The 18,151-nt window shown below is 44.4% G+C and carries 16 protein-coding genes; 13 read left to right on the top strand and 3 right to left on the bottom strand.

Features of this window, described 5'->3' with window-relative positions:
• Positions 1-247 precede the first annotated feature (247 nt).
• The 9 genes from ACMXYU_RS07650 (at position 248) to sthA (ending at position 8,878) form a co-directional block, all read left to right on the top strand.
• A complete protein-coding gene (locus ACMXYU_RS07650; RefSeq protein WP_415900989.1) occupies positions 248-1,588 on the top strand; it encodes a Na(+)-translocating NADH-quinone reductase subunit A in 1,341 nt (446 codons plus the stop codon).
• A gap of 2 nt (positions 1,589-1,590) precedes the next feature.
• The gene (locus ACMXYU_RS07655; RefSeq protein WP_415884849.1) at positions 1,591-2,802 is read left to right on the top strand and encodes an NADH:ubiquinone reductase (Na(+)-transporting) subunit B; all 1,212 of its coding nucleotides are present in this window, start codon (positions 1,591-1,593) and stop codon (positions 2,800-2,802) included.
• On the top strand, positions 2,789-3,565 hold the full coding sequence (locus ACMXYU_RS07660) for a Na(+)-translocating NADH-quinone reductase subunit C (RefSeq protein WP_415884508.1): 777 nt from the start codon (positions 2,789-2,791) through the stop codon (positions 3,563-3,565). The genes ACMXYU_RS07655 and ACMXYU_RS07660 overlap by 14 nt, the downstream gene beginning before the upstream one ends.
• Before the next feature lie 3 nt (positions 3,566-3,568).
• Entirely contained in the window at positions 3,569-4,228 is a 660-nt protein-coding gene (locus tag ACMXYU_RS07665) for an NADH:ubiquinone reductase (Na(+)-transporting) subunit D (RefSeq protein ID WP_415884509.1), read from the top strand.
• A complete protein-coding gene (nqrE, locus tag ACMXYU_RS07670; RefSeq protein ID WP_415884510.1) occupies positions 4,228-4,836 on the top strand; it encodes an NADH:ubiquinone reductase (Na(+)-transporting) subunit E in 609 nt (202 codons plus the stop codon). The genes ACMXYU_RS07665 and nqrE overlap by 1 nt, the downstream gene beginning before the upstream one ends.
• Before the next feature lie 33 nt (positions 4,837-4,869).
• Entirely contained in the window at positions 4,870-6,096 is a 1,227-nt protein-coding gene (gene nqrF, locus ACMXYU_RS07675) for an NADH:ubiquinone reductase (Na(+)-transporting) subunit F (protein WP_415900990.1), read from the top strand.
• Between the two features lie 133 nt (positions 6,097-6,229).
• Positions 6,230-7,138 carry an FAD:protein FMN transferase gene (locus ACMXYU_RS07680; protein ID WP_415900991.1) on the top strand — a complete coding sequence of 303 codons (909 nt, stop codon included), beginning with the start codon at positions 6,230-6,232 and terminating at the stop codon, positions 7,136-7,138.
• Between the two features lie 9 nt (positions 7,139-7,147).
• Positions 7,148-7,387 carry a (Na+)-NQR maturation NqrM gene (nqrM, locus tag ACMXYU_RS07685; protein WP_415884513.1) on the top strand — a complete coding sequence of 80 codons (240 nt, stop codon included), beginning with the start codon at positions 7,148-7,150 and terminating at the stop codon, positions 7,385-7,387.
• Between the two features lie 87 nt (positions 7,388-7,474).
• On the top strand, positions 7,475-8,878 hold the full coding sequence (gene sthA, locus ACMXYU_RS07690; protein WP_415900992.1) for a Si-specific NAD(P)(+) transhydrogenase: 1,404 nt from the start codon (positions 7,475-7,477) through the stop codon (positions 8,876-8,878).
• A 42-nt stretch (positions 8,879-8,920) separates the two neighbouring features.
• On the opposite strand, the gene ACMXYU_RS07695 is transcribed toward sthA, so the two are convergent.
• Positions 8,921-9,457, bottom strand: a complete 537-nt coding sequence (locus ACMXYU_RS07695) for a substrate-binding periplasmic protein (RefSeq protein WP_415900993.1) — start codon at positions 9,455-9,457, stop codon at positions 8,921-8,923.
• 268 nt (positions 9,458-9,725) lie between these two features.
• On the bottom strand, positions 9,726-11,954 hold the full coding sequence (locus tag ACMXYU_RS07700) for an NADP-dependent isocitrate dehydrogenase (protein ID WP_415900994.1): 2,229 nt from the start codon (positions 11,952-11,954) through the stop codon (positions 9,726-9,728).
• Between the two features lie 373 nt (positions 11,955-12,327).
• Between ACMXYU_RS07700 and ACMXYU_RS07705 the strand changes: the two genes are divergently transcribed.
• The gene (locus ACMXYU_RS07705) at positions 12,328-12,516 is read left to right on the top strand and encodes an oxidoreductase-like domain-containing protein (protein WP_415900995.1); all 189 of its coding nucleotides are present in this window, start codon (positions 12,328-12,330) and stop codon (positions 12,514-12,516) included.
• A gap of 14 nt (positions 12,517-12,530) precedes the next feature.
• The gene (locus tag ACMXYU_RS07710; protein WP_415884518.1) at positions 12,531-12,692 is read left to right on the top strand and encodes a hypothetical protein; all 162 of its coding nucleotides are present in this window, start codon (positions 12,531-12,533) and stop codon (positions 12,690-12,692) included.
• An 81-nt stretch (positions 12,693-12,773) separates the two neighbouring features.
• On the opposite strand, the gene rne is transcribed toward ACMXYU_RS07710, so the two are convergent.
• Positions 12,774-15,503, bottom strand: coding sequence for a ribonuclease E (gene rne / locus ACMXYU_RS07715; protein ID WP_415900996.1), 2,730 nt, complete (start codon positions 15,501-15,503; stop codon positions 12,774-12,776).
• 505 nt (positions 15,504-16,008) lie between these two features.
• Here rne and rluC point away from each other — a divergent pair.
• Together rluC and ACMXYU_RS07725 are read left to right on the top strand one after the other, a co-directional pair.
• Positions 16,009-16,977: a 23S rRNA pseudouridine(955/2504/2580) synthase RluC gene (gene rluC, locus ACMXYU_RS07720; protein ID WP_415884841.1), complete on the top strand. Its 969-nt coding sequence runs from the start codon at positions 16,009-16,011 to the stop codon at positions 16,975-16,977.
• Between the two features lie 10 nt (positions 16,978-16,987).
• Positions 16,988-18,088, top strand: a complete 1,101-nt coding sequence (locus ACMXYU_RS07725; RefSeq protein ID WP_415900997.1) for a DNA-binding protein — start codon at positions 16,988-16,990, stop codon at positions 18,086-18,088.
• Positions 18,089-18,151: the final 63 nt, after the last annotated feature.

The raw sequence follows: 18,151 nt of genomic DNA on the forward strand, positions 1-18,151 counted from the left end.
CAGTTATATATATATAACTAAAAATTCCACCGCTAAAAGGCAAGATAATCGGCTGGAACGCGCTGATATTGCAGGGTCTTTGTAGAAAAATGACACGTCGCTCAGGTATACTTAGCCAGATTTTTGGGTGGGGTAATTCCATTTTCGAAATAACTACAAGATATCGACTACGTTCGGGGACAGGCCGTGTCGGAATCAAGATCGATTTTGGAATCCTGAAAGAATTTAACGTAATTGGGTGAGGCGTATGATCAAGATCAACAAAGGTCTGGATCTACCGATCACGGGCGCTCCTGAGCAATCTATTATAGATGGCCCAGCAGTAGACTCCGTTGCCGTAGTCGGCTTTGACTATGTAGGTATGAAACCTACCATGGCCGTCAAGGTAGGTGATCGAGTAAAACTCGGTCAAGTGATCTTTTCCGATAAGAAAACCGAAGGCGTTAATTACACAGCACCAGGTGCGGGTGTAGTTAAGGCGATTAACCGTGGTGAGCGTCGTGCACTTCAATCAGTAGTGATTGAGTTGGACGGTGATGAAGCGGTTGAATTTAACAAATATAGTGCCAATGAGCTGGCTGGATTGACGCGCGAACAAGTGCAAGACAATCTAGTTAATTCTGGTTTGTGGACTGCGCTTCGCACACGTCCATTCAGCCGTGTACCTCAGCCAGGTACTACTCCAAACTCTATTTTTGTTACAGCAATGGATACCAATCCATTAGCAGGTGACCCAGCTGTCATCATCGCTGAACAAAAAGAAGCATTCTCCCAGGGTCTTACTATTCTGACTAAGCTGTCTGAAACGACTGTTTATCTATGTAAAGCGCCGGGTGCTGATATTCCATCTGCTGATGGTGTGACAGTAGAAGAGTTTGAGGGTGGTCACCCTGCAGGTAATGCTGGTACGCATATCCACTTCCTTGATCCTGTATCTCAGGAGAAAACAGTTTGGACAATCGGTTATCAGGATGTGATTGCAGTTGGTAAATTATTTACCGAAGGTAAGCTTTTCACTGATCGTGTTGTTGCTGTTAGTGGTCCTCGTGCGGCAAAGCCAGGTCTGTTGCGAACTCGTTTGGGTGCGAGCTTCGAACAGCTTCTTGCTGGTGCGCAGAAAGAAGATCATAACCGTATTATCAGTGGTTCTGTTTGGAATGGTCGTACAGCTACTGAAGGCGCGTTTGCTTACCTTGGTCGTTACGCAAACCAGATCACTATCCTAGAAGAAGGCGATAAGCGTGAATTTATGGGCTGGGTAGTTCCTGGTACAAATAAGTTCTCTGTGCTTAATGTATTCGCTTCCTTCCTGAATCGTTCTAAGAAGTTTGACTTTACAACGACTACGAACGGTTCTGAGCGAGCTATGGTTCCGGTTGGTCAGTTCGAACAGCTAATGCCAATGGATATTCTTCCTACGCAATTGCTGCGTGCGCTAGTAACAGGTGACATTGTTCATGCAATGGAACTAGGTTGCCTAGAGCTGGACGAAGAAGACCTCGCGCTGTGCACATTTGCCTGCCCAGGTAAATATGAGTACGGCCCAATCCTTCGCGACAATTTGACGCGTATCGAGAAAGAGGCCTGATCATGAGCTTGAGAAATATTCTTGATAAAATGGAGCCGCACTTCCATAAGGGCGGTAAGTATGAAAATTGGTATGCGCTTTACGAAGCTGCAGATACTATTTTCTACACTCCGGGTTATGTAACTAAAACAGCAGCTCACGTACGCGACGCAGTCGACCTGAAGCGTATGATGATCTTGGTGTGGATGTGTACATTCCCAGCAATTTTCTTCGGTATGTACAACGTTGGTTTGCAGGCAAATACTGCAATGGAAACGATGGGCATCACCGAGCCAACATCTTGGCAAGCAGCACTAGCTGGCGCTATTTCGGGTTTTAACCCTGATAGTGTGTGGGACAACATCATTCTTGGTGCTGCCTACTGGCTACCAATCTACATCGTTACCTTTGTAGTGGGTGGTTTCTGGGAAGTATTGTTTGCAATGAAACGTGGCCACGAAGTAAACGAAGGCTTCTTCGTAACTTCTGTTCTTTTTGCTTTGATTCTTCCTCCAAGCATTCCGCTATGGCAGGTTGCTCTAGGTATCAGTTTTGGTGTTGTAATTGGTAAAGAAGTATTCGGTGGTACCGGTAAAAACTTCCTTAACCCGGCGCTAACTGGTCGTGCATTCCTGTTCTTTGCTTACCCAGCGCAGATGTCTGGCGACGCAATCTGGACTGCAGTTGATGGCTTCTCTGGTGCGACAGCGCTTAGCCTTGCTGCTTCTGGCGGTGTTGATGCAATTCTTGCGCAGAACATCACTTGGTTCGATGCATTTATCGGTACAATCCAAGGTTCTGTAGGTGAAGTATCTACACTAGCGATTGCTGCAGGTGGTCTAGTACTGCTTATTGCTAAAGTTGCTGCATGGCGCATCGTTGCTGGTGTCTTCTTGGGCATGGTTGCTACTTCTACGCTATTTAACCTGATCGGCTCTGAAACAAACCCTATGTTTGGTCTGCCATTCTACTGGCACCTAGTATTGGGTGGTTTTGCCTTTGGTATGTTCTTCATGGCGACAGACCCTGTGTCTGCATCTATGACAAACAAAGGTAAGTGGTACTTCGGTGCTTTGGTTGGTGTAATGGTTGTATTGATCCGTGTGGTTAACCCAGCATTCCCAGAAGGTATGATGCTGGCGATCCTATTTGCGAACTTGTTCGCACCGTTGATCGACAACTTTGTTGTTCAGGCAAACATCAAACGGAGGTTGGCGCGCAATGTCAGCAAGTAATGACACTATCGGTAAGACTATTACCGTTACAGTTCTTTTATGTGTTGTCTGCTCGGTAATCGTATCTGCGGCTGCTGTACTGCTTAAACCTAAGCAGGTAGCAAACAAGGATCAAGACCGTAAGAGCAACATTCTTACTGCAGCTGGTATCTCTGATGCTAATAAATCAGTAGACGAGTTGTTTGCTCAGATCACTACTAAGTACGTTGATCTAGAGACCGGCAAATTCACTACAGATGTTCCAGCTAAATACGACGCTAAGAAAGCAGCTAAAGACCCTCAATTGGGTAAAGTGCTGACTAAAGATGTAGATATCGCTTCTATCAAGTATCAGGCTAAGGTTATGCCTGTATACCTAGTAGAAAAAGATGGTCAGATTGAGAAATTGATCTTGCCGGTACACGGCTACGGTCTGTGGTCTACACTTTACGGATTCTTGGCGCTAGAAGGTGACTTGAATACAGTTGTTGGTTTTGGTTTCTACTCTCACGCTGAGACTCCTGGTCTAGGTGGTGAAGTTGATAACCCGAACTGGAAAGCGCTATGGCCAGGTAAAGAAATTTACCCTGCAGGTTCTATGGAACCAGCGATTGGCTTAATCAAGGGCACTGTAGATTCGTCTAACCCAAAAGCTAAGCATCAGATTGATGGCCTAGCAGGTGCGACGTTGACTGCAAACGGTGTTACGAACCTAGTTCAATTCTGGATGGGTTCAAACGGTTATGCACCGTTCTTGGCTAACCTGAAAGCAGGGGGGGCGTAAGCGATGTCACAAGCTAAAGAAGTACTGAGTACTCCAGTATTTAAGAACAACCCAATCGGTCTTCAGATCCTTGGTGTATGTTCTGCGTTGGCGGTTACCTCTAACTTAAATACTGCTCTAGTAATGACTATGGCAGTAATTGCGGTAACAGCATTCTCGAACTTGTTTGTATCGATTATCCGTAATCATATTCCAAGCAGTGTTCGAATCATCTGTCAGATGACTATCATCGCGTCATTGGTAATCGTTGTTGACCAGATTCTTAAAGCTTTTGCTTACGATGTATCTAAGCAGCTTTCTGTATTCGTAGGTCTGATCATTACTAACTGTATCGTAATGGGTCGTGCTGAAGCCTTCGCTATGAAGAACCCTCCAGGTATCTCCTTTATGGATGGTATCGGTAACGGTCTAGGTTACGGTGTGGTTCTAATCTTCGTAGGTTTCCTACGTGAGCTATTCGGCGCAGGTAAATTGTTTGGCTACGAAGTTCTGCCTCTAGTAAACGATGGCGGCTGGTACTTGGCGAACGGTATGATGCTGTTGCCACCAAGTGCATTCTTCATCATTGGTATGTTCATCTGGTTGACTCGTACTTTCTACAAAGATCAAGTAGAAGCTCCAGAGTTTGAGCTAGCTAAAAATACTAAGAAGGAGGCTGTGTAATGGAACAGTTAATCAGCCTTGCCGTTAAGGCGATTTTCGTTGAAAACATGGCGCTAGCATTCTTCCTAGGGATGTGTACTTTCTTGGCGATTTCCAAGAAGGTTCAAACGTCTCTAGGTTTGGGTATTGCTGTAGTCGTTGTGTTGGCAATCACAACACCTGTAAACAACCTAATCTTTAACTTGCTTCTTCGTGAAGGCGCGCTTGCATGGGCGGGTTACCCTGAAGTTGATTTGAGCTTCCTTGGTTACATCTCTTACATTGGTGTAATCGCGGCGATGGTACAGATCCTTGAGATGTTCTTGGATAAATACGTACCAGCTCTATACAACTCTCTAGGTGTATTCCTACCTTTGATCACAGTTAACTGTGCAATCATGGGTGCGGCACTATTCATGGTAGAGCGTGACTACACTTTCGGTGAGTCAGTGGTTTACGGTGTAAGTGCAGGTATCGGTTGGGCGCTAGCTATTACAGCGCTTGCGGGTATCCGTGAAAAACTTAAATACAGCGACGTACCAGAAGGTCTACGTGGTCTGGGCATTACCTTCATCACTGTTGGTTTGATGTCTCTAGGCTTCATGTCTTTCTCTGGTGTATCTCTTTAATGCCAACATGGTCGACAAAGGAAGGATTAGCCAATGAATGCTGAAATCGTTCTAGGTGTTGTCATGTTTACTGCTGTGGTGCTTGCACTAGTAGCAGTAATTTTGGCAGCTCGCTCTAAACTAGTAAGTTCTGGTGACGTTACGATTAACATCAATAACGATCCAGAAAAATCAATCACAGTACCTGCTGGCGGTAAACTGCTACAGACACTTGCTGATTCGGGTATTTTCATCCCGTCTGCTTGTGGTGGCGGTGGTACTTGCGCACAGTGTAAATGTGAAGTTCACGCGGGTGGTGGTTCTATGCTACCAACTGAAGAATCTCACTTTACAATGCGTGAAGCTAAAGAAGGCTGGCGTTTATCTTGTCAGGTGGCTGTTAAGCAGGACATGGACATCGAACTTGAAGAAGAGATCTTCGGTGTTCAGAAGTGGGAATGTACTGTTGAGTCTAACCCTAACGTTGCTACGTTCATCAAAGAGCTGACTCTACGTCTGCCAGAAGGTGAGAATGTAGACTTCCGTGCAGGTGGTTATGTTCAGCTAGAGTGCCCACCTCACGTTGTTAACTATAAAGATTTTGTGATCCAGGATGAGTATCGTGGTGATTGGGATCAGTTCAACATGTGGCAGTATGTGTCTACTGTAACTGAGCCAACTATCCGTGCTTACTCTATGGCGAACTACCCAGAAGAGCGTGGTGTTGTTAAATTTAACATCCGTATCGCGTCTCCACCTCCGGGTACCGATCACCCGCCGGGTATCATGTCTTCTTACGTATTCAACCTTGTTGAAGGTGATAAGATCACTGTTTACGGTCCATTTGGTGAATTCTTCGCGACTGATAACGACAGCGAAATGGTATTCATCGGTGGTGGTGCTGGTATGGCGCCAATGCGTTCACACATCTTTGACCAGCTTAAGCGTTTGAACTCTACTCGTAAGATCTCGTTCTGGTACGGTGCACGTTCTTTGCGTGAATCGTTCTACAACGAAGAATACGACATGCTTCAGGATGAGAATGATAACTTTAAGTGGCACTTAGCGTTATCTGACCCTCAGCCAGAAGATAACTGGGATGGTATGACTGGCTTCATCCATAACGTATTGTATGAAAACTATCTGAAGGACCATGAAGCGCCTGAAGATTGTGAGTACTACATGTGTGGACCGCCAATGATGAACTCCGCTGTAATCCAGATGCTTCTAGATCTGGGTGTAGAGCGTGAGAATATCTTCCTTGATGACTTCGGTGGTTAAGTAAGATATGTTTGTCAGAAGACAAGCCTACAAATGGCCGGCAGCTCAGCTGCTGGCCATTTTGTTTTTATTGGCTTTGTTATCGGCCTGTAAGGAAAAGCCTCCTGAGGTTAAATCTCATCAAGGTTTAACAATGGGAACGACTTATACGGTCAAGTGGATTCCTATTCAGAATCAACCTGCTATCAACCCAGTGGTTTTCAATCAGGCTTTGCTAGAAGTAAATCAAGCAATGTCGACCTACATTGATGATTCCGAACTTTCTCTTATCAATAAGCTTCCTGCGGGAAGTTCTGTTGAGCTTTCTAATGATCTAGCCTTCCTTTTGTCCAAATCCATCGATATAAGTGCTCTTTCTTCAGGTGCGTTTGATGTAACTGTTGGGCCACTTGTGAATTTGTGGGGCTTTGGGCCGGATGGGCGTATAATTAAGGCGCCATCCCAGCTTGAGATTCAGCAGGTTCAGCAAGAGATCGGTTATAACTATTTGGAACTTAATGGCAAAAAGCTAACTAAAGAGAAGGCTAGTTATATTGATCTATCGGCGATTGCTAAAGGATACGGTGTAGATGTGCTTGCGACTTTACTAGAGGAGCAGGGTGTTGAAAGCTATCTTGTTGAAATTGGTGGCGAGTTGCGCGCTAAAGGGTTGAAGCCTGATGGTAGTGAGTGGAAGATTGCTATCGAGTCTCCAACAGCGGGATTTGATCGCTCGGTGCAACGAATTATCGCAGTGAAAGATGTAGGTATAGCTACGTCGGGAGATTACCGAAACTATTTTGAAGAGAATGGTGTTCGTTTTTCTCATACAATAGATCCGTCGACTGGTAGTCCGATTACGCATAGATTAGCATCTGTTACTGTGCTGATGCCGAGTTGCGCCGAGGCTGATGCCTATGCCACAGCGATGATGGTTATGGGCGAAGAGAGGGCGCAAGCCTTTGCACTTGAGAACGGTATCGAAGCATTTTTTATCATTAAAGCTGAGAGTGGATTCGTTGAGAAAATGACTCCTGGTTTTAAACAATATCTGGTTCAATAGGTTTTAATTATGAGCACAATTATCTTATCTTTTGTCATCTTGTTATGTGTCATAGTCGCCATGTCTGTTGGCGTGATTTTAGGTCGAAAGCCTATTAGTGGTTCTTGTGGTGGTTTGGCGAATGTCGGCATTGAAGGTAAGTGCAGCATTTGCGGTGATGACCCTCAAAAATGTGAAGAAGAGCAAGATAGACAAGCTAAAGAAGAAGCATCTGCAGATCTAAGTTACGAAGTTAAATCTAAAGAATAATTGAGAGCTACGTAACTAAGAGTAAGCTGTTCTTAATAAAAAGATCAGCTGAAACAATAAGATATAATTATAAGATAGGGGTAAATGATGGCGGTATATGACTATGATGTCATTGTGATAGGTTCCGGTCCTGCTGGTGAAGGTGCAGCAATGAATGCCGCGAAAAAAGGGCGTCGAGTAGCTGTTATCGAAGAGCAGGAGGCCGTAGGTGGTAACTGTACGCATAAAGGTACAATCCCATCTAAAGCGCTTCGCCACTCTGTAAAACAGATCATAGAATTTAACACTAACCCTATGTTCCGTGATATCGGTGAGCCACGTTGGTTCTCCTTTCCTAAGGTTTTAAAGCGTGCAGAGAAGGTTATGTCCAGCCAGGTAATGCTGCGTACTAACTTCTATGCGCGTAACCGTATTGATGTTTTCTTCGGTGTAGCTGAATTTGAAGACAAAAATACAATTATTGTTCGTGGTACCTCCAAGGGTGATGAGATACTGCGTGCTAAGAACGTTGTAATTGCAACAGGTTCGCGTCCTTATACGCCAGCTGATATCGACTTTAACCATCCTCGTATCTATAACTCTGATACAGTTCTCAAGTTAAGCCATACGCCTCGCACATTGATCATCTATGGAGCTGGGGTTATCGGTTCTGAGTACGCTTCGATTTTCAGCGGCTTGGGTGTAAAAGTTGATTTGGTTGATAGTCAGAGCCGTCTACTGTCTTTCTTGGATGCTGAGATCTCTGATTCATTGAGCTATCACCTTCGTAACAATGCTGTGAAGATTCGTCATAACGAAACTTATGAAAGTGTCGTAGCTGATGAGCGTGGTGTTACGCTTACGCTTCAGTCTGGTAAGAAGATTCGCGCAGATGCTTTCCTATGGTGTAATGGCCGTAGCGGTAACACTGAGACGCTTAAGTTAGAGAACATCGGCCTAAAGGCTAATAGCCGTGGTCAGCTAGAAGTTGATGATCATTACCGTACATCTTGTGAAGGTATCTATGCTGCGGGTGACGTTGTAGGGTGGCCAAGCCTTGCTTCTGCTGCGCTTGATCAGGGGCGTGCTGCTGCTGCAGATATGTTGTCTGCTGAAGACTTCCGTTATATCAATGAAGTACCTACGGGTATCTACACAATCCCAGAAATTAGCTCTGTAGGTAAAACTGAAGAAGAGCTAACAAAAGAATGTGTGCCTTATGAAGTGGGTCAGGCTTTCTTTAAAGACACTGCGCGTGCGCAGATCTATGGTCAGCCAGTTGGTATGCTTAAGATTCTATTTAATCGCGATACCTTAGAGATTCTGGGTATCCATTGCTTTGGTGAGCATGCCTCGGAGATCGTTCATATCGGTCAGGCTATTATGGCTCAGGAAGGCGAAGCCAATACGCTTAAGTACTTCATCAATACTACGTTTAACTATCCAACAATGGCTGAGGCTTATAGAGTTGCGGCTATTGCGGGCTTAAACCGTATTGCGAATCTTTCATAAGAATTCTATGTCAGTTAAAAAAGCACGCTTTTGCGTGCTTTTTTATTGTCTGCAGTAACGTACGGCCTTATTGAACTGTTCTAAAAACAAGGGTTGTGAAACTAGAAAATCTTTCGAGAAATAAACTCCAAGAGGTTTGTTTCGATTCAGTGCGGATCTAACTTTTTCTTTATGCCCAAATTCATCGATCAAGCTATTCATGACCTGATCGTTTGCTAGGATTGCATCAACTCGACCACTAAGAAGGAAGGAAAGCAGCTTTTGATTATCTTGTGGCGGGTTATTTATGGTTTGAAAGTCATTTTGTAGAAGCCACTTTTGCATATTGGCCCCTAAGAAGCTGGTAACTACACCTCTCTGCTTAAAGTCGTCTGCCGATGGCTCAAGTGCGTTGTTTTTCAGCAAATACCAAGTCCATTTCTGTTCAGCAATAATTTCTGACATAACCGCGTATCTGTCGCGATCAAGGTTATGCGATGCGGCAAAAAAGCCTTCTGCTGCATTGTGTCGCACCATGCTTTGAGCGCGTTTCCAAGGTGTAATAATTATTTCTAAAGAATGGTCGGGTATTTGTGTCATAGCGCATTTGACTACTTCTACGGCCGTGCCAGTAATTATTTTGTCTTGTATGTAGCTATAAGGTGGGAGCTGATGTGTAGTCAGTCTAACGTTGTCTGCTATAGCTATCTGAGGCGCTATAAAGAGGCATGCTAATGAGCATAGTTTGAATAGGTTTCTCATTGGGCTACCGAACTGATTTCGCTCTTTGCCTATGAGTATAGTAAAGACTGTTGTAGATAATAAAAAACCCGGCTTTAAGCCGGGTTTTTCGTTAGCGGATCGCTAATTATTTAGTTGCTGCTGCAAGTGCTGCATTTAGTGTAGCGCTTGGACGCATAACCTTCTTAACTAATTCGCGTTTAGCGTGGTAGTAACCGTCAAGTTCTGCCGGAGAGCCTTGGCACTCAGCAAGCTCAGAGATAATCTGATCTTCTTGGCTTGTTAGTGTTTCAGCAAGCTCTTTAAAGTCTGCTGCAAGTTCTGGATCTTCAGTTTGAGCAGCTACTTCTTGTGCCCAGAATAGGCCTAGGTAGAAGTGGCTGCCACGGTTATCTAGCTCACCAGTCTTACGAGAAGGAGATTTGTTCTCTTCTAGTAGTCGGCCAGTAGCTGCATCTAGTGTTTTAGAAAGTACGGCAGCGCGTTTGTTGCCCTGCTTGATGCCTAGGTCTTCAAGAGAAACGGCTAGTGCTAGGAATTCACCTAGGGAATCCCAACGAAGGTGGTTCTCTTCTTCAACCTGTTGTACGTGCTTAGGAGCAGAACCGCCTGCGCCAGTTTCGTACATGCCGCCACCTTTAAGCATTGGTACAATCGATAGCATTTTCGCAGAAGTGCCAAGCTCAATGATTGGGAATAGGTCAGTTAGGTAGTCACGTAGTACGTTACCAGTAACAGAGATCGTGTCTTTGCCACGAACCATGCGATCCATAGTGAAACGAATTGCTTGGCTGTAAGACTTAACGTAAATTTCTAGACCGTCAGTGTCGTGATCTTTCAGGTATTCGTTAACTTTCTTAGTTAGTTCAAGATCGTGCGCACGTTCTTGATCTAGCCAGAAGATAGCAGGAGTATCGGACTGACGCGCGCGAGTAACTGCTAGTTTAACCCAGTCACGGATTGGCTCATCTTTAGTTTGACATGCACGCCAGATGTCGCCTTTCTCAACTTCGTGTTCCATAAGAACAGTACCGTCCGCAGCTACTACACGCATTGTGCCTGCTTCAGTTTCGAAAGTTTTGTCGTGAGAACCGTATTCTTCTGCTTTCTTAGCCATCAAGCCAACGTTTGGCACTGTACCAATTTTAGTTGGGTCGAAAGCGCCGTTTGTTTTACAGAAGTTGATCATGTCTTGGTAGATTCGTGCGTAAGTACGCTCTGGCATTACTGCTTTAGTATCTTTCGGACGACCATCAGGGCCCCACATTTTGCCGCCATTACGAATCATTGCTGGCATAGACGCGTCAACAATTACGTCCGAAGGAACGTGTAGGTTAGTGATGCCTTTTACAGAATCAACCATCGCCATTTCTGGACGATGTTCGTGGCAAGCGTGGATCGCTTCTTCAATCTCTTCACGTTTAGAGCGCGGTAGGTCAGCGATCTTATCGTATACGCTACCAATACCATTATTTGGGTTTACGCCAAGTTCTTCGAAGAAGTCGCCGTACTCATCGAATAGCTCTTTGTAGAATACAGTTACAGCGTGACCGAAAACGATAGGGTGGGAAACCTTCATCATCGTAGCCTTAACGTGTAGTGACCACATAACGCCAGTTTCTTGTGCGTCTTGTAGAGTCTCTTCGAAGAATTCACGTAGTGCTTTGCAGCTCATGCGCATGCTGTCGAAGATTTCACCTTTTTCTAGGCTAACTTCTTTCTTAACTTCAACGTTGCCAGCTGGATCTACGAATTCGATACGAACTGTGCCAGCTTCTTCCATTGTTAAGGATTGCTCGCTAGAAAAGAAGTCGCCTTCGCGCATGTAATCAGCGTGTGTGCGAGAAGCCTTGCTCCATTTACCCATCGAGTGTGGGAATTTTTTAGCGAAAGCTTTTACCGCACCAGGTGCGCGACGGTCAGAGTTACCTTCACGAAGAACTGGGTTTACAGCAGAGCCAAGGATTTTTGAGTAGCGCTGCTGTGCATCTACATCTTCATCAGACTTTGGATCTTCTGGGTAATCAGGGATATCGTAGCCCTGGCCTTGAAGCTCAGTGATGCATGCTTTTAGCTGAGGGATTGAAGCACTGATATTTGGAAGCTTGATGATGTTTGCTTCCGGATCTTGAGTTAGTTCGCCTAGAAACTTTAGGCCATCTTCAACACGCTGTTCTGCAGTAAGCTTCTCAGGGAAGGCGGATAGTACACGCCCAGCTAAAGAGATATCTGTGATTTTTACGTCGATGTCTGCTGCAGAAGTGAAAGCTCTTACGATTGGCAGAAGTGAACATGTCGCCAAGGATGGTGCTTCGTCGGTTAGGGTGTAATAGATGGTTTGTTTTTTTGTAGTCATTGTAATCCCCAAAGTTTTATGGCAGTGCGGCCAAGGGTTTAAATCAAGGTGGCTTGTGGCCGCCTTTCTCCACTATTTTTAAACCCGATGGTTGTAATTTAGTGACAGAATTATACTGAAATTAGACGCCGAGTCATACGTCTGGCCTATGTACTTATGGCTAATGTTGTTGTGTTTTTACAACTTTTTTTTAATTTTGCGCTTGTTGCAGTGCGAAAAAGCACTAACCCACTAGTTTTTTTGTAGTTCGACTACTATTTATAGCTTACTTTTGTTGCAGTTTTTGTATTGAATTAGTCTGTGATACTTTAGGTTTAGTCGCGATATCAAAAGGAGATTTGTCTTGTAAAATGGACTTATGAATGAGGTTTATATGAGTTCTAAAGAAAAGCCGATTCCTCCTGGTGATTTTGAGTGTTGCGAAAGTGGGTGTTCTCAATGTGTCTGGGATATCTATTTTGATGAGCTGGATCAGTGGAAAGCTGAGCAAAAACCTAAAAAACCAAATGAAGCTCAAGGCTCTTACGAAAAACGTGGAACTGAGTCACAAGACAGACGCTAAGCGGTGGGTGATTTATGTCAGGTAAAGTTGTTAGTTTGGATGCTTCTAGAGAGAAGGCAAAGCACAAGAAAAAAGAAGAAAAGTTAGAATCTATACAGAAAAGATTCGAAAAGGCTTTACCTTCAAAGGAAACTGATTCAAAGAAGAAGTTGCTGGATATTTTTAAGAAGAAGTGATTTTGTATTAATTGCTTGGTGGGTCTTTATGTTAGGCAAAGAAAAAGGGGCTAAATAGCCCCTTTTTTATTTGTATCTACATTATTTCTCAGTTGACTCTGATTCTACGTTTTGGCGTTTGCGAACTTCACGAGGATCGTTTGGTGCACGACGAGTACGACGTTTGCGAACAGGTCTTTGATTGGCTTCTGGCTCTGCTGTTACGGCTACAGTTTCAGTTGCTTCTGAAGTTTCAGTCGCTTCTGCAGTTTCAGTCGCTTCTGCAGTTTCAGTTGCTTCTGAAGTTTCAGTCGCTTCTGCAGTTTCAATCGCCTCTGTAGTTTCAGTCGCCTCTGTAGTTTCAGTCGCCTCTGTAGTTTCAGTAGCTTCTGCAGTTTCAGTTGCTTCTGTAGTTTCAGTCGCCTCTGTAGTTTCAGTTGCTTCTGCAGTTTCAGTCGCTTCTGTAGTTTTAGTCGCTTCTGTAGTTTCAGTCGCCTCTGTAGTTTCAGTTGCTTCTGTAATTTCAGTCGCTTCTGCTGTTTCGGTAGCTTCTACAGTTTCAGTTGCTTCTGCAATTTCAGCTGGCGTTGTGTGAGTTGTTGCTTCAGGTGCTTTAGCTTCTGAGCTTTCGCTTACCGTATTTGAGGCTTTTGTATCTTCAATAGTAGCTTCAGCAGTTGGTGCTGTATCTTTAGTTTCAACTTCTGTTGCAACGTTATTAGTGCGTTTGGCCGAGCGTTCAGTGGTGCGACGACGACGGCCACGGCGACGTGGATTGCGTGGTGCTTCTTCTTGCTCTTCAGTATTCTGAGAATCTGTGTTGCTCAGATCCTGTTTGCTTTTAGATTCTGCCGGTTCGTTTTCGCCTTTGCGTTTACGGCGACGACGTTTTGGCTTATCTTCGTTTTGGTTTAGAGGCTGATCAGGCTCAGGTTGTACGGTAATGATCTCATCGTTCTGCTTAGGGGTGCGCTTACGATCATTGTCACGACGGCGACGCTTGCGGCCTGATTCGTTGCGATCATTACGCTTACGTTTAGGGTGTGAAGTGCTCTTTTCTTCGCTTGGCTGTTCTTTTTCTTCAGTGGTTTCGGAGCTACTGCCACCAAATAGGCTCTTGAACATGCCAACTACGCGGCTGCCTAAGGACTCATTGTTTTTAACTGGTGCTGGGGCAGGTGTTGCTGCTTTAGGTGCTTCTGTAGCTGCTTCAGGTGCAGGTGTTTTAGGAGCAACGCTGCGCACAGCTGCTTGTTCGCGAGGAGCGCTAGCCTGAGAGGTGGCTGCGGCTTCAAGTGACTCGGCTTCTTCTGGCTCTGGCTGCATTGTGTAGCTTGCATCATTTGTTGTCGCAACCGTGTGATCGTCACGTAACCGAACTACTTCGTAGTGCGGTGTTTCCATGTTCGGGTTTGGAACGATGACAACACGTACATCTTGGCGAAGTTCTATATCGTGAACAGCGTGACGTTTTTCGTTGAGTAGATATGTCGCTACAGTAACTGGCAAGATTGCACGAATCTGAGCTGTACGGTCTTTGCCAGATTCCTCCTCGATAAGACGAAGAATGGATAGTGCAAGAGACTCGGTGTCACGGATTGTGCCTTGGCCGTTACAGCGTGGGCATACAACGCCGCGTGTTTCTGCAAGAGAAGGGCGCAAGCGTTGACGAGACATCTCAAGTAGGCCGAAACGAGAGATTCGCCCCATTTGTACGCGAGCGCGATCAAGTTTGAGCGCATCTCTCAGGCGATTTTCTACTTCACGTTGGTTCTTGATTGGTGTCATGTCGATGAAATCGATAACAACCAAGCCGCCGATATCACGCAGGCGTAATTGACGTGCGATTTCGTCAGCTGCTTCAAGGTTTGTGTGAAGTGCTGTTTCTTCAATATCGCCACCACGTGTCGCTCGCGCGGAGTTGATGTCGATCGAAACAAGTGCTTCTGTAGGATCAATTACGATTGAGCCGCCAGACGGAAGTGTTACTTCGCGTTGGAATGCAGTTTCAATCTGAGTCTCAATCTGGAAGCGATTGAACAATGGTGTTTGTTCGGAGTAATGCTTAATTTTGTTTTCGTAAGTAGGCATTACCTGCTTAACGAAGTTTTTAGCATCTTCGAAAACTTGTGGGTCGTCGATTAAAACTTCGCCGATATCTGAGCGTAGGTAATCTCGAACGGCACGGATTACTACGTTGCTTTCCTGATAGATTAGGAATGGAGCAGGCTTTTCTTCAGAGGCTTGCTTAATAGCAGTCCATAGTGTTTGAAGGTATTCAAAGTCCCACTGAAGCTCTTCGCTTGTGCGGCCAACGCCTGCTGTACGAACGATAATGCCCATCTGTTTAGGAACATTAACGCCGGAAAGTGCTTCTTTTAATTGTGTGCGTTCTTCGCCTTCGATGCGGCGGGAGATGCCGCCTGCACGAGGGTTATTTGGCATAAGCACAAGGTAGCGACCGGCAAGGCTAATGAAGGTGGTTAGTGCAGCACCTTTATTGCCGCGCTCTTCTTTATCAACCTGAACAATAACTTCAGTGCCTTCTTTCAGCACTTCTTTAATGTTTGGGCGTGAGCCACGAGTAGGTGGCTTGATAAAGTATTCGCGAGAAATTTCTTTAAGCGGAAGGAAGCCGTGGCGTTCAGCACCGTAATCTACGAACGCAGCTTCTAGGCTTGGCTCGATGCGGGTGATTTTGCCTTTATAAATATTGGCTTTTTTCTGTTCTCTTGAGCCGGATTCAATATCCAGATCATATAGACGCTGGCCATCAACCAGCGCTACACGCAACTCTTCAGGTTGAGTTGCGTTGATAAGCATTCTTTTCATGACGTTCTCTTAATAGAACGCTTTTCGCCAAGCCAGAGTGCCCAGAGGGTACCCGTCTTTTGGACTCACATGCAGTATATAAGGCATTTACCCGATCAATTTTGGGTCGGGCGGCTGTAATAGCCAAGCCTGCAGCAATATAGTGCGCAGGGATTAAAGCCATCTAATCTGATGGTAATTTTTATTAATACGCAATCGGCGTATTAATCGTCCACGGTAGAGGAATCAGTAGCCTATTTATTCTTCTAGCTAATTGTTACTGCTTTGTAAAAGCAGGTTCCTGGCTAAAGTACGTCTCTACCTCCAACCGGTCATACTCGGCTGGGTGAAAAGCTTTTTAATTAAATTCTTTGTTGCTGACGGCATCTACAGTGTATTTAACTGTGATATTTGGTCTGTATTACGGCACCTGTGAAAAAAGATAAAGCCAACAGACTGCAGCAGCGCTAGAATATAGCAGCTATCAACTAGTGCATCAATTCGGTAATCGGTTTTCATATCAAATATGTCACAGCAAAACAGTCAAGAAGCAAGCAAGGTTCGTTTCGTAGAAATAACTGAAAATAATGATGGGCAGAGGATCGATAATTTTTTAATCACTGCTCTTAAAGGCGCACCTAAAAGCCTTGTTTACCGAATCCTTCGAAAAGGCGAGGTTAGAGTAAATAAAAAACGCGTAAAGCCGGAGTATCGTCTAAAGTTAAATGATTTGGTTCGAATCCCGCCCGTACGTTTAGCTGATAAAAAAGAGCCAGCTAAAGTTAGTGATCAGCTCAGTGAAAAATTAGAAGCGTCTATCCTTTACGAAGATAACGACATTATTGTCGTAAATAAGCCTTCTGGTATCGCTGTGCATGGAGGCAGTGGTATTAGTTTAGGTTTGATTGAGTCGTTTCGTCAGATGCGCCCTCAGTGCAAGTTTCTAGAATTAGTCCATCGCTTAGATCGCGATACATCAGGTTGTATCATGATGGCTAAAAAGCGTAGTGCACTGAAATTGATGCATGAATCTTTGCAGAAAAGCACTATCACTAAAATATATCACGCGTTAGTCATTGGCAGTTGGAATGAGCGAAAGCGCAAAATCGATGCGCCTTTACGTAAGAACGAGCTTAAATCTGGGGAACGTGTTGTCAAAGTTGCAGCAGACGGTAAGGCTTCGTTAACTGAATACAAAGTCCTTGAGCGTTTTGGTCGCCAAGCTACCTTGGTTGAGGCTAGACCGATTACTGGTCGTACACATCAAATCAGGGTTCACTGCCAATTTGCTGGCCATCCTATTGTCGGGGATGAAAAGTACACGCCAGATGAAGATAATGCTGCAATGCGAGAGCATGGATTTAAACGTCTGTTTCTTCATGCAGCAGAATTACGTTTCCCATTACCTTCTGGTGGGCGAAAGATAGTCAAAGCACCATTAGATATGCAGTTACAAAAAGCCGTAAAACGTTTTAAAAGTATTAATAGTAAGTAGGTTTCTCTGAATGAGTGATATGGAATTAAAAGATAAAACTTATGCGACTGCTGATCGATTATTAATGGCGGGTGTTCAGCCAACATTATCAGTTGTTGCAGAGTCTCTTGGTCACCAGCCAGCAGAGATTGAAGGGTATTTTGATAGTTGGTGGGAGTTGGTGCCAGAAAGGTTATCTGTTTCCGCATCGTCTATCGTTGTTCCGGACGTACCGGAAGTTTTGGGGCAAGCGTTTGCGCGTGTCTGGCAGCAGGCTGTTCAAGAGGCGAGTAGCAAGTTTATCGAAGAGAAGCATCGCCAAGAGGTTGGAATTGATGTTGTCCGTCGTGAAGCAGATGAATCTCTCCAAGCATCTCGTGGCCAACTTATAGAATTAGAAGACAAACTTCGTAATCAAATTAGCCGAAATGAAGAGATTCACTCTCAGATTAAAGGGCTTGAAGCTGAGATTGAAGTTTTGAAATCTAACTTGATGGCGGAAACATCTCAGCGTAAGCAAGAAGAGCAGGCAAAATCTAACGTTGAGCAAGAGCTTACGCATCTACGAAAAACTCACGATGATAGTAAACGTACATTTGATCAGCGTATTAAAGATGAGCAAAGGCATACGCTTGATGCGGTTAGCAAAGCCGATGCTGATGTTCGTTACTACCGAGGCGCATTAGAAAAGTTGCGTGATGAAGTAGGTAAAAAAGAATCGGCTTTAACTAAGTCTATTCATGATTTACAGGCTGAACTAGCGCGTAAAGATGTAAAACATGACACGCAGAAAACACAAATAAAAAGCCTCGAAGACGAACTCAAAAAGATCAAGCAAGATAGTACTGGCCAGAATAGAGATCTATCTAAAATTAATACTCAGCTTCTATCTGAAACCAATAAAAACAAGCGGTTAGAAAGTAAAATTAAAGAGCTTGATGAAGAATTGAGAAAGGCTAGGCAGAAACAAGTGGCAATTGCTAATGAGCAATCACGCCGTGAATCTAGTGTCAGAAATCAATACAAAGATAAAGAAGAAGAGCTAGTAAGAGCGCTAGCTAAGATATCTAGTTTAGAGAAAAAAATTATAACTCAAGATGAAGAGATTAGGCGTTTAAATAGCCGCCTATAATTCCTTTATAACTTAGATGCATTAGGATAGATTTTATTCTAAACTGTTATATTAGAGTTGTTT

Origin of the sequence: Neptuniibacter sp. QD48_11 (genome assembly GCF_047778095.1) — a bacterium.
GTDB lineage: Bacteria > Pseudomonadota > Gammaproteobacteria > Pseudomonadales > Balneatricaceae > Neptuniibacter.